Annotated in this window: 12 protein-coding genes; 9 read left to right on the forward strand and 3 right to left on the reverse strand. The window is 45.1% G+C overall.

What is annotated here, in order from left to right:
• Positions 1-23: 23 nt before the first annotated feature.
• Together trhO and FG11_RS03415 are read left to right on the forward strand one after the other, a co-directional pair.
• Positions 24-944, forward strand: coding sequence for an oxygen-dependent tRNA uridine(34) hydroxylase TrhO (gene trhO, locus FG11_RS03410; RefSeq protein ID WP_020181667.1), 921 nt, complete (start codon positions 24-26; stop codon positions 942-944).
• Between the two features lie 33 nt (positions 945-977).
• On the forward strand, positions 978-1,595 hold the full coding sequence (locus FG11_RS03415; protein ID WP_025224048.1) for a hypothetical protein: 618 nt from the start codon (positions 978-980) through the stop codon (positions 1,593-1,595).
• Between the two features lie 55 nt (positions 1,596-1,650).
• Here the strand turns inward: FG11_RS03415 and FG11_RS03420 are convergent, their stop codons facing one another.
• Positions 1,651-2,466: an outer membrane protein assembly factor BamD gene (locus FG11_RS03420; RefSeq protein WP_020181669.1), complete on the reverse strand. Its 816-nt coding sequence runs from the start codon at positions 2,464-2,466 to the stop codon at positions 1,651-1,653.
• Positions 2,467-2,505: 39 nt separating this feature from the next.
• Between FG11_RS03420 and rluD the strand changes: the two genes are divergently transcribed.
• The 5 genes from rluD (at position 2,506) to FG11_RS03445 (ending at position 7,549) form a co-directional block, all read left to right on the forward strand.
• Positions 2,506-3,594 (forward strand): 23S rRNA pseudouridine(1911/1915/1917) synthase RluD, encoded by a 1,089-nt coding sequence (gene rluD / locus FG11_RS03425; RefSeq protein WP_047533137.1) that lies wholly within the window; start codon positions 2,506-2,508, stop codon positions 3,592-3,594.
• Positions 3,591-4,352 (forward strand): peptidoglycan editing factor PgeF, encoded by a 762-nt coding sequence (pgeF, locus tag FG11_RS03430; RefSeq protein ID WP_047533140.1) that lies wholly within the window; start codon positions 3,591-3,593, stop codon positions 4,350-4,352. Before rluD ends, pgeF begins: the two co-directional genes overlap by 4 nt.
• 62 nt (positions 4,353-4,414) lie before the next feature.
• Positions 4,415-5,293 (forward strand): ZIP family metal transporter, encoded by an 879-nt coding sequence (locus FG11_RS03435; RefSeq protein WP_047533143.1) that lies wholly within the window; start codon positions 4,415-4,417, stop codon positions 5,291-5,293.
• 60 nt (positions 5,294-5,353) lie between these two features.
• On the forward strand, positions 5,354-6,685 hold the full coding sequence (gene rimO / locus FG11_RS03440; RefSeq protein WP_047533146.1) for a 30S ribosomal protein S12 methylthiotransferase RimO: 1,332 nt from the start codon (positions 5,354-5,356) through the stop codon (positions 6,683-6,685).
• A gap of 15 nt (positions 6,686-6,700) precedes the next feature.
• Complete coding sequence (locus tag FG11_RS03445) at positions 6,701-7,549, forward strand: glycosyltransferase family 2 protein (protein WP_047533149.1); 849 nt, start codon at positions 6,701-6,703, stop codon at positions 7,547-7,549.
• 16 nt (positions 7,550-7,565) lie between these two features.
• Here FG11_RS03445 and FG11_RS03450 read toward each other — a convergent pair whose 3' ends face one another.
• Both FG11_RS03450 and FG11_RS03455 read right to left on the reverse strand, forming a co-directional pair.
• Positions 7,566-7,892: a hypothetical protein gene (locus tag FG11_RS03450; RefSeq protein ID WP_020181675.1), complete on the reverse strand. Its 327-nt coding sequence runs from the start codon at positions 7,890-7,892 to the stop codon at positions 7,566-7,568.
• Positions 7,893-8,012: 120 nt separating this feature from the next.
• Positions 8,013-9,653: a hypothetical protein gene (locus FG11_RS03455; RefSeq protein WP_047533152.1), complete on the reverse strand. Its 1,641-nt coding sequence runs from the start codon at positions 9,651-9,653 to the stop codon at positions 8,013-8,015.
• Between the two features lie 203 nt (positions 9,654-9,856).
• Between FG11_RS03455 and gltX the strand changes: the two genes are divergently transcribed.
• Together gltX and hfq are read left to right on the forward strand one after the other, a co-directional pair.
• Positions 9,857-11,251, forward strand: a complete 1,395-nt coding sequence (gene gltX / locus FG11_RS03460) for a glutamate--tRNA ligase (RefSeq protein ID WP_047533154.1) — start codon at positions 9,857-9,859, stop codon at positions 11,249-11,251.
• A gap of 129 nt (positions 11,252-11,380) precedes the next feature.
• Positions 11,381-11,620 (forward strand): RNA chaperone Hfq, encoded by a 240-nt coding sequence (gene hfq, locus FG11_RS03465; RefSeq protein WP_020181678.1) that lies wholly within the window; start codon positions 11,381-11,383, stop codon positions 11,618-11,620.

The following is an 11,620-nucleotide window of genomic DNA, read 5'->3' on the forward strand; positions in this document are numbered from 1 at the left end:
TTTTCAGTTAGTGTTATTGTGTGATGAGTCAATATTTAACCGCTGCCCTCTATAAATTTGTAAGTTTGCCGAATTATCAAGCATTGCAGGCACCTATTTTGGACGCCTGTAATCAGCACCATATTAAAGGCACGTTGCTATTAGCAGGGGAAGGCATTAATGGCACCATTGCTGGCGCACCGGAAGATATCCGTGCTTTGCTGGCTTATCTAAAAAGCTTTCCTGAATTCAGTGATCTTGAACATAAAGAATCTTACGCTGATACACATCCGTTTTACCGCATGAAGGTCAAGCTTAAAAAAGAAATTGTCACCATGGGTGTAGCGGGGGTAAATCCGAATGATGTGGTGGGTACTTATGTGAAACCGGAAGACTGGAATACATTAATTAGTGACCCGGACGTGATTTTGCTGGATACACGTAATGATTATGAAGTGCATATCGGTACCTTTAAAGGCGCAGTGGACCCTAAAACTGCTACTTTTAGAGAGTTTCCAGAATACGTTGCGCAGCATCTAGATAAAACCAAACATAAAAAAGTCGCCATGTTTTGTACCGGCGGCATCCGTTGTGAAAAAGCTTCTTCTTTTATGAAGCAACAAGGTTTTGAAGAGGTATACCATTTACAGGGAGGTATTCTCAAGTATTTGGAAACCGTGCCGAAAGAACAAAGTATGTGGGAAGGCGAGTGCTTTGTGTTTGACCAGCGTGTTGCCGTGAAGCATGGGTTGGAAGTGGGTGAATACGATCAGTGTTATGCCTGCCGTATGCCGTTATCACCAGAAGAGCTGGAAAGCCCGCAATATACGCCGGGGATTAGCTGTCCACATTGTTATGATAAGACGTCCGAAGAGAAGAAAGCTGCCTTAACAGAAAGGCAAAAACAAGTGATTCTAGCTAAAAAAAGGGGCGAGAGTCACATTGGAGAAAAACAAAAACCTTAAGTAAACAAGGCAACCGAATATGAGAAACGGCGCATGCATAAAGACGTGGAAGCATTAAACGCCTACTTACATTTTTTGCGTTCAAAAGGCGTGGTACATACCAACCTAGCGCAGCGTGTTGCATTTCTGAATACATTGATTGTCGGTTTGGCTGCCAAACCCTATGATCGGGTTGCCTATGCCAGCGCGCTAAACGGCATCATGAAAAAGACACGAGACCATTCTTGGCATTTTCATATGCAAATTGCCAGAGAGTTCTATCCGTTTTGGATGCAGGATATCAAAGCGATTGCCGTATTGAGCGAGAGTTATGTGGTGGATAAAGATGCAGTCACATGGTCACCACTACCAACGTCACTGAAGGCTTTGTCTGCCATGCTAGATCAAATGACCTTTAGTGAACTCGAGAGCATACAGCTTGAGCGATACTTAAATGGTATGCGTCAGCAAGCGTTGACCAAAGATGTGGTGGTAGTGAACATCAAGCTAGCCAAAATTATATTAATCCGCTTGCGTGATGCGCCCCAAAGAAATGGGGCACTTTACCGAGTGGCTGTAGATATGACATTGCCACTATTCCGATTAAAAAACTCAAGACAACAGTTTTTAAGTGTAGTCCGAGAGTTTTTTAATTACTGGGTAGTGACTTAACTACCATTAGGTGATTTATTTAAGTTACTACGTTGTAGTAACTGGGTAATTGTTGCTAGTAAAGGCTTTCCCAAAACTTCCACCAAATACGCTCGTCCTGTGTTGCTTTGCCAGCCAGCATTGGGTTTTGCGGATAGTTCGTCTTCAAAATACGCAGTGTGTCGTTCTTCAGGTCGTCCATTTCCATATAGTCGTAGGCGCTGACCATCACCACCAATGCTTCTTCCACAGAGGTAGAGTTTGGGTAATATTCCAACACGTATTTAGCACGATTCAACGCTGCGACATAGGCTGTACGGTTCATGTAATAACGTGCAACGTGCATTTCATGCTGCGCAAGCGCATTGACTAAATACACCATGCGTTGTGTTGCATCTTTGAAGTAGCGACTTTTGGGATAGCGATCAGTCAACTCTTTAAATGCCGCAAAAGATAATTTGAGCGTTTTAGGGTCGCGGTCTGTAATTTCTTGCGCAGTATATTTTTCCATGAAACCACGCTCATTAAAGGTAGCCAGCCCCTTCAAATAGTAAGCGTAATCCACATTAGGGTGATTGGGGTGTAACTTGATAAAACGCTCGGCTGCGGCCAAGCACAAAATGGGGTCTTGTTTTTTATAGTAGGCATAAGCAATTTCTAATTGCGCTTGCGTAGCGTAGACACCATGCGGAAAGCGCGACTCCAATTTTTGGAAGTAACCGATCGCTTTGTCATAGTCCTTGTCGATCATTTTTTCTTGGCCAGCCGCATAAATGCGTTCTGCTTGCCAGCCTTTGGTTTCATCTAATTCGGTAGGTGCACCAAAAATGGCGCAACCATTTAAAAATAAAGCTGAAATGAATACGAGGATAAGCGGTAAAATACGATTCACTATGAAAACCTACATGAAATATTAAAGGCATTATAACTGATGCCACAAAAAAATATGAAAGAAAGCACACTGCAAGCACTGGCGATTCCGGAGTCACTTAATGGCCAACGTTTAGACTTGGCGCTGCAAACGCTGATGCCTGAACACTCACGTAGTCGCCTGCAAGCTTGGATTAAAGACGGCTTGGTACAACTTAACCAGCAGCAGGTCACGGCCAAAACCAAAGTATGGGGGGGCGATAAAGTACAGGTCACGCCGCCGCCCAACTTACAGGAAAATGCGTTTAAGCCAGAAGATATTCCACTGGATATTGTGTATGAAGATGATGCGCTGCTGTTGATCAACAAACCAGCTGGGCTTGTCGTACATCCGGCTGCGGGTAATTGGTCTGGTACATTGCTGAATGCCTTACTGTTCCACTATCCAGCGCTCACTGATATTCCACGCTGCGGTATTGTCCATCGCTTAGATAAAGACACCAGCGGTTTACTGGTAGTGGCCAAAACCTTGGAGGCGCAGACCAGTCTGGTGCGTCAACTTCAGGCTAGGACAGTCAAACGAGAGTATCGCGCCATTGTGTGGGGCCAAATCTGGCGCAACGGCAAAATTGACCAGCCGATCGGTCGTCATTCGCATGCGCGTACCAAAATGGCAATTTCGCGCACTGGCAAACCCGCTGTAACGCATTACGAAGTGCTGGAACGCTTTGGCGTGCACACGTATTTGCGCTGTAGTTTAGAAACTGGGCGTACCCATCAGATCCGTGTGCATTTGCAGTTTTTAAAGGCGCCGATGTTAGGTGATCCGGTCTATGGCATTGGCAATATCATTCCGCATAAGTTGATGACACAAACACTACGCGATGCTGTCTCCGGCTTTAAGCGTCAAGCCTTGCATGCAATTAAATTGGGCTTGATTCATCCCGTCACGCAACAGCCAATGGAGTGGCAAATTGAATTGGCCGATGACATGAAAATGTTATTAGAAGCGATGCGTCATGAAGATCCGCCTGAAGACGTCGAGCCATTTGATTTTGGTGTCGATGAAAATGGCTTATATGTTGGTGATGACGACGATGATTGGGATGATGAAGATTTTGACGATCACGAACTGGAAGATGACGAATGATCGCGTCATCGACACTATTCACATCGTTTATTCAGCCTAGTTGGCCAGCGCCTGCTAATGTGAAGGCACTGCAAACCACGCGCCTGGGTGGTGTAAGTCGTGCACCTTACAATAGCTTAAACCTTGGGGATCACGTCAAAGACGATCCCGTCCATGTCGCGCATAATCGTCAGTTATTGAGCGATTTTGTGCCATCAGAGCCTGTTTGGCTTAACCAAGTGCATGGCACCCGAGTGATTGATGCAGCGCTCAGCAGTTGTATTGAAACTGCCGATGCCGCCTTTACGGATCGCAAACAAGTGGTGTGTGTGACCATGACGGCGGATTGCTTGCCAGTATTGTTGTGTGATGCACAAGGTAGCATGGTGGCAGCGGTACACGCTGGCTGGCGTAGTCTGTGTGATGGTGCGATAGAGGCTACGGTTGAGTCGATGCTTGCACGGCAACCCGCACTAAAACCAAACCAGCTCATGGCTTGGCTGGGCCCTGCTATTGGTCCGCAAGCATTTGAAGTGGGCAGTGAAGTGCGTGCGCAATTTATAGCGAAAGCGCCATTAGCTGAACAAGCTTTTATGCCACACGGGGATAAATGGTTGGGTAATCTTTACCTAATTGCCCAGCAACGCTTGCATGCCTTAGGCGTGACGAATGTGTATGGTGGCGACATGTGTACTTATACTGATGAAGCGAGATTTTTTTCATTTCGTCGCGATGGGGATACAGGGCGCATGGCAACATTGATATGGCTAAGTGCTTAATACCATGCAGTATTATCAGTTGTAACAGTTTATAATGCGCGCTAATTGTTATTTGGGTGTATATGCAATCGTTTGAATTTTCTTCGTTGACTTGGATTATCGGTACCTGTCTGTTAGGCGGAGTGCTGAGTGTGGTAATCGCCGCATTTTTTGCCTTAAATGCACAGCGCAAGTGGGTGCCTCTGTTGGTAAGCTATGCGATTGGCGCATTACTTGCAGCAGTATTTTTAGAAATTTTGCCACATGCCTTTGAAGTTGCGCCAAGTGTGGAGGCCATGACAGGCACAGTATTGTTAGGCATCTTGTTATTTTTCACTTTAGAGAAGTTGGTATTGTGGCGCCATTGCCATGGCGATCATTGTGAAGCGCATGCGATGCATGATGAAGCCCACTGTCCGGACGCACAGAAAAAACAAGGGGTTAAGTTTACGGCAGTCACGCAAAAAGCACCGAGCATCCATGTGCACCATCATCACGAAGCGCATGACAGTGGACGTAGTGGCATGATGATTATGATAGGCGATACCTTTCATAATTTTGTGGACGGCATTTTGATTGCTGCTGCGTTTATGGTGGATACGCAACTAGGCTTGGTGACTGCCATAGCGATTATTGCCCATGAAATTCCGCAAGAAGTAGGCGACTTTTTAATTCTGCTACATTCTGGGTACAGTAAAAAACAAGCGCTGTTGTTCAATCTATTTTCTAGCTTAGCCACTATGGTAGGGGGCTTGTTGGCTTATTTTGCCCTGCAAACTGTACAGAGCTGGGTGCCCTATATTTTAAGCTTGGCAGCGGCTAGCATGTTGTATGTGGCAGTGGCCGATTTAATTCCTGGCTTGCATAAGCGCACTGCCATTAAAGACACATTGATGCAGATTTCGTTGATTTTTCTGGGGGTAGCGTCCATTGCTATCACCAAATGGTGGCTAGAAGGTTGATATCAGTAGGCTATATCAGCCGTTTCTTTTTACCGTTATTTTTGTATTAGGTTTAAGTATATGCGTACTCCAAAAGTTGGTTTTGTTTCATTGGGATGCCCCAAAGCAGGTTCGGATGCCGAGCGCATTCTGACGCAATTGCGGGCAGAGGGTTATGAGATTAGCGGCAGCTATGAACAGTCGGATCTGGTGGTGGTCAACACCTGCGGTTTTATTGATTCTGCAGTACAAGAGTCTCTGGATGCAATTGGCGAAGCCGTGCACAAGAATGGCAAAGTGATTGTGACTGGCTGCTTAGGCGCTAAGCAAGATGTGGTGCAGAACGCGCACCCGAGTGTGCTGGCCATTACCGGTCCGCACGCGCTAGAAGAAGTCATGACACATGTGCATACGCATTTGCCCAAGCCGCATGACCCATACACCGATTTGGTGCCGCCACAAGGCGTGCGCTTAACACCTAACCATTACGCGTATCTTAAAATTTCAGAAGGCTGCAATCACCGTTGCAGTTTTTGTATTATCCCCAGTATGCGTGGCGATTTAGTCAGCCGCCCGATTGGTGAGGTGATGAATGAGGCTGAAAATCTAGTCAATGCAGGCGTGTCAGAAATTCTAGTGATTTCGCAAGATACATCGGCATATGGCGTGGATGTAAAATATCGCAGTGGTTTTTGGAATGGGCGTCCGCTCAAAACCAGAATGACCGAGTTGTGTAAAGCGCTTGGTGAGCTCGGCGTATGGGTGCGTTTACATTATGTGTATCCCTATCCGCATGTGGATGAAGTGATCCCACTGATGGCAGATGGTTTGATTTTGCCTTATTTGGATGTGCCGTTTCAGCATGCTAGTCCACGCATTCTTAAAAGTATGAAGCGCCCAGCCAGTAGCGAGAACAATTTAGCCCGCATCAAAGCGTGGCGTGACATTTGCCCGGACATTACAGTGCGTAGTACCTTTATTGCTGGCTTTCCAGGTGAAACCGAAGATGACTTTCAAATGCTGCTCGACTTCTTGGAGGAAGCACAGTTAGATCGCGTAGGCTGCTTTGCTTATTCTGCGGTAGATGGTGCAAAAGCCAATGACTTGCCCGACCAAGTGCCGGAAGAAATCAAACAAGAACGCCTGAGTCGATTTATGGAAGTGCAGGAACGCATTAGCGCAGCAAAGCTGCAAGGCAAAATTGGGACAATGCAAACGGTACTGGTGGACGAAATTACCACAGACGATAATGATAATGTGATTGCAATTGGCCGCACCAAAGCCGACGCACCTGAGATTGATGGTGTGGTGTACCTGCAAGATGCTGAAGGATTAACGCCAGGTGATTTTGTGGATGTGCAGATTTTAGGTGCGGATGGGCATGATTTGGTGGGCGGCCCGCCTGCAGATTAAGTAAGCGACAAGGATATGATAAAAGATACGCCAGCATTGGTGTCTGTTGTGATTGTAACCAGAGATCGGCTGGTGCTGCTGCAACGTGCTGTGCAGAGCATACTCAGTCAGGCGTATACGCAACTAGAAATTATTATTGTAGATAATACGTCTGTGAATTCGCCTGACTTTCATGCGGTGGACACTGGTGGTATTCCTATTCAAGTGATCCGTACGCCTTCATTCCTAACGGCGTCTGCCTCAAGAAATTTTGGCGTATCACAAGCGCGTGGTGAATGGATTTGTTTTTTGGATGATGATGATTATTATCTGCCCAATAAAATTCAAGCGCTGGTAGATGCGTTCAATGCTGATGCCTCTGTAGAGATGGCGTATGGCAATACCCAAATGCTGGGGCCTGACCAAATAGACTTAGGGGTTTGCAATGGCCCACCCGAGATTTTACAGTTGATGTATTACCGCTATATTCACCTCAACGCAGTCATGATCAAGAGAAGTGTATTGCAGCGCATTGCTTTTGATGAAACCATGACGACTTATGAAGATGCGGATTTGATGTTCCGCATCGTAAAAGACTGCCGTTGTGTGCATGTGGATCAAGTGCTTGCGGTATGGAATCGTGACAACCGACCGGATCAGTTGACCACCAAAAATTGGGCACGCGCGGAGAAGAATTGGTTAATGCTTTGTCAGAAATTTTCAACGAGCATACAAGCGCATCAAAAAACAGCGCAGATGTATTATAAAAAAATGAGTGTATTGTCTTTTTATAACTGGCATCCGCTACAGGGTATTTACTATGGTCTGTGCTATGCTTTTTTTGGTTGGTTAAAGCCGTCCAGCAGTAAGATCAATATTCAGTAATTATGTTGCTGCAGTATCAAACTGCGTCAGCAAATAAATCAGGCAATATCGGAGCAGGGCGCTCGCTATCCGCGCGGGCTTCCAAAAAGTCTAGCGTGTATGGGCAACGCATTGGCTTTTTAAGCACTTTTTTCTTCTTAGCGGTTTGCATGTCTATAAAAGGTGTTTGGCTGATTCTGATATAGCCGGCACTGCTTAATTTATCCGCGGTCGTTTCAAACAGACTTAATGGGTTATCAATGTTTTGAAGGGTGATGCCATGTTTTCCCACTTTAAGTACGTGGTACATGACAAAACGTTGTGCTGTTTGTTTGCCGTAGATTTCGCCAGTGAAGATTTGCATAGCGATTCCTCAAGTATTTTCAGCATAATAATTTCTTTGTAATTGATTTACAACAGATTTTTATACTTTTAATGGCCTTGCTTGCGCTTGGATGATTTTAAGCGAGATTAGATCGTTTATTTAGCTTAACTCTTCTGGAAAACTAACACACACCCAATCATCTCCTTGTTCTATTGGGTCATCGAATTTAACGATTTCGCGCTTATGATTGAAGTGAATCTCATAAAAAGTACGCGGCAGAAATTCAATCTTGGGCATGATTAAGCTGGCAGGCTTGTGCAGTAGCGTGTGGTATGGGATAAATATCGCAAAAAACTCTACATTTAAGCTGTTGCTAGAAGTAGTTTGCTCGTGCGTATCCGTCTCTTTTTTGATCTCAAATTTTTTCAGTGAGGCAAGGTTGGGGTTTTCAGTTAACAGCTCAATACCAATTTTTAATTTACCACCGCTCATTTGCTTGCTGTTTCTAATTACACCAATGGCTGGTTTGGCATGTGCACGCGTGGTGAGAATAGCCACTAACTTGTTTGGCTTGACAGCTGGGCTGGTCTCTTGTGAGACAAACGTACCTAAGCCTAGCGTGCTTTCGTTCAGAATGTTCCATTTCTCTTTGCCCACCATCAGTGTATTGGTAGTGCCTTGGCTGACTACCCGCGTTTGTACTGGCCGCTTTGTCAAACTGCCATCTGCTAAATTTTTAACTGGCACATGGCTTAAATCAAGTTGTTGCAGTAAATCGCACACCGCAGAAACGCCTACAGAGACAGAAGCGGTTCTAATAATGTCGTGACGTAACTCTCTTCTGCGTTGACGCTGGTAGCCTGTTCTAGACCATTCTTTTTTAAGATAGGTCAGTGTTTCTTCTAATAAATAGGTATGTTTGAGAGAGGTACCTTTAAAGGCAACCGTTTGGTGCGTGTGTATTTGATGCAATGCGTGTTGTATTGACGCTTCAAAACCATCTAGCTCCCAAAATAAACTATACGTACTTGGGATGAGTTTGCGGATACGCCTTGCTGGGTGGTCTTTGGTGAGTTCTACAAAAAAAGTATCGCGCGCATTCCATTCCGAGTGAAGATTGATGTCATGCATTGATAAATTCAGCAACTCAGCAACCGTTTCAATTTGCGATTTGAGTAAGCCGCTAAAGTTTAGATTACCTAGCATCCACAATTGCAATAGCAAACTATCGATAGTGGTGTGCTGGAGGTCGGCATAAGGCTTGATCATGGCCTTGTTTAGCTGATGTTCCGCAGCATATTGATATAAGGTATTGCTTTGGGACCAGAGGTTTGCCGGTGGGCCAGCGCGCTCAAAATAGCGCCATTTCAACATGTTAATCGATGTCATGATGGCTCTGGACAGCATGACTAGCTTAATCGGCTGCTGTGGTTGTAGCTCCCGCGGTTTGTTGAAGCTGATGTCAATCAGTTTGGTATAGGACAAAAACACCATCCTATAATAAGCATAGTTAATGTCTACAATATGATGTGTGATTTCTGGCTTGAGGTTGTCCAGCTTGATAAACGCAATCAATTGCTGTTGCAGTGTTGAGCGATTCGCATCTTCTATGAGTAGCAAGAGATGAATTTTCTCAGAGACTGACAATGCGCTGTCATTTAAAATGGAAGTAATGTGCTTAATAGATAGCTTAATGCCGCTGATGGCATCAAGATGTGCCAAATCCGGCAGCCAACTCAGCCTTGTATTTAGGCCATGAACGCCTTCTTTTTTAATCAGCGATGTGAGTAGGTTTTTCATACAAAACGTCAGATAAGTTTCTGATTTTAAATTCATTCACTATTTAAACTTAATATAATTCTGTTTAATCGCAGAAGCAAGCTAAATTCAAGTGCTTAGCCCAATTGAGTCATTGTGCAAGCAACATTCAGCACTTATCGCGACACTGGCGCATGGGATGGGTGCATACATGTTAAAATGAGCGTTCATTGTTGAGAGTAATTATGCAAGTTCGTACACGATTCGCCCCCAGTCCTACAGGTTTTTTACATATTGGCGGTGCCAGAACCGCTTTGTTTTCATGGGCTTATGCCAAACGTTTTCAGGGTCAGTTTGTCCTGCGTATTGAAGATACCGATGTTGCGCGCTCTACGCCAGAAGCTGTGCAAGCCATTTTGGACGGCATGCATTGGCTAGGTCTGGATTATGACGAAGGCCCGTTCTACCAAATGCAGCGCATGGACCAATACAAAGTGGTCATTCAAAATATGCTGGCAGCTGGTACCGCTTATCTCTGCTATTGCAGCAAAGAGGAACTGGATGCGTTGCGTGAGCAGCAAATGCAACAAGGTCAAAAGCCACGTTACGATGGTCGCTGGCGTCCAGAAGCAGGCAAAGTATTGCCAGCACCACCTCAGGATGTGTCTCCCGTCGTACGTTTCAAAAATCCAACCGCAGGCGTAGTCGCTTGGGATGATTTAGTCAAAGGGCGCATCGAAATCTCTAATACAGAACTAGATGACGTGATTATTGCGCGTGCTGATGGTACGCCCACCTATAATTTCTGTGTGGTGGTAGATGACTGGGAAATGAACATCACGCACGTGATACGCGGCGATGACCATGTGAATAATACGCCTAGGCAAATTAATATGCTCAATGCACTGGGTGCAAAAGTGCCGGAGTACGCGCACCTTTCCATGATTTTGGGCGATGACGGACAAAAGCTCTCGAAACGTCATGGCGCAGTGAGTGTAATGCAATACGACGAAGAAGGCTACTTGCCGGAAGCAGTACTTAATTATTTGGCACGGTTAGGCTGGTCGCATGGCGATGACGAAGTGTTTGATATGCAGCAGTTCTGTACTTGGTTTGACCTTGATCACATTACACCGTCAGCCGCACAGTTCAATACGGAAAAGTTAAACTGGTTGAATGCGCATTACATCAAGACTTGTGATATCGGTAAGCTTGCACAGGATATTGCTAAACGCTTGGCGCAAGCGGGCGTGTCTGATGCACCGCCAGCACAATTGGCATCAGCACTGCAACTGTACCGCGAGCGTGCTAATAACTTAAATCAACTGGCGCAAGATATCCATTTCTTCTTTACGTTGCCACAAGCGAATGCAGCGGATGTTGAGAAACATATTACGCCAGAGACCTTGCCAATTGTGGCTGACTTTGCCCAAAAACTACAAACTATTGATTGGACGGCAGAAGCAATTCATGCGGTGATGAATGAAATTGTCACTACACATCAGGTGAAGTTTCCGAAGTTAGCCATGCCATTGCGCGTTATGCTGATTGGCATCGCACAGTCGCCAAGCATTGATCAGGTGATGATGATTTTAGGGCGCGAAGCATCAATTGCAAGAATTAATGCCTATTTATCATAAAAAATCCCTGTTTTCACAAACTAAACTGGAACAAAATAGTACAATCGTAGTCATTAAATTTAATAGCATGGGTGAAGTTGGCTGTTGCACGCTACTCCAACATTATTAAAACTAAAAAGGAGCATAATAATGAACAATAAAGGACAGATGTTACAAGACCCTTTCTTAAATGCATTGAGAAAAGAGCATGTACAAGTGTCTATTTATCTTGTCAACGGCATTAAGTTACAAGGGCAAGTAGATTCTTTCGATCAATACGTTATCCTGTTGAAAAATACCGTCACGCAAATGGTGTACAAGCACGCTATTTCTACCATCGTGCCTGCACGTGCAGTGAACATGAGTATTCCGGAACAATCCGAAGAATAA

The organism is Methylotenera sp. N17, assembly GCF_000799155.1.
GTDB lineage: Bacteria > Pseudomonadota > Gammaproteobacteria > Burkholderiales > Methylophilaceae > Methylophilus.

What these genes read in the sequence shown, in the direction of transcription:
- rluD (WP_047533137.1), top strand. Translation starts at nt 2,506, where the DNA reads ATGCCACAAAAAAATATGAAAGAAAGCACACTGCAAGCACTGGCGATT.
- FG11_RS03455 (WP_047533152.1), bottom strand. Translation starts at nt 9,653, where the DNA reads ATGAAAAACCTACTCACATCGCTGATTAAAAAAGAAGGCGTTCATGGC.
- FG11_RS03450 (WP_020181675.1), bottom strand. Translation starts at nt 7,892, where the DNA reads ATGCAAATCTTCACTGGCGAAATCTACGGCAAACAAACAGCACAACGT.
- pgeF (WP_047533140.1), top strand. Translation starts at nt 3,591, where the DNA reads ATGATCGCGTCATCGACACTATTCACATCGTTTATTCAGCCTAGTTGG.
- FG11_RS03435 (WP_047533143.1), top strand. Translation starts at nt 4,415, where the DNA reads ATGCAATCGTTTGAATTTTCTTCGTTGACTTGGATTATCGGTACCTGT.
- FG11_RS03415 (WP_025224048.1), top strand. Translation starts at nt 978, where the DNA reads ATGCATAAAGACGTGGAAGCATTAAACGCCTACTTACATTTTTTGCGT.
- hfq (WP_020181678.1), top strand. Translation starts at nt 11,381, where the DNA reads ATGAACAATAAAGGACAGATGTTACAAGACCCTTTCTTAAATGCATTG.
- gltX (WP_047533154.1), top strand. Translation starts at nt 9,857, where the DNA reads ATGCAAGTTCGTACACGATTCGCCCCCAGTCCTACAGGTTTTTTACAT.
- FG11_RS03445 (WP_047533149.1), top strand. Translation starts at nt 6,701, where the DNA reads ATGATAAAAGATACGCCAGCATTGGTGTCTGTTGTGATTGTAACCAGA.
- trhO (WP_020181667.1), top strand. Translation starts at nt 24, where the DNA reads ATGAGTCAATATTTAACCGCTGCCCTCTATAAATTTGTAAGTTTGCCG.
- rimO (WP_047533146.1), top strand. Translation starts at nt 5,354, where the DNA reads ATGCGTACTCCAAAAGTTGGTTTTGTTTCATTGGGATGCCCCAAAGCA.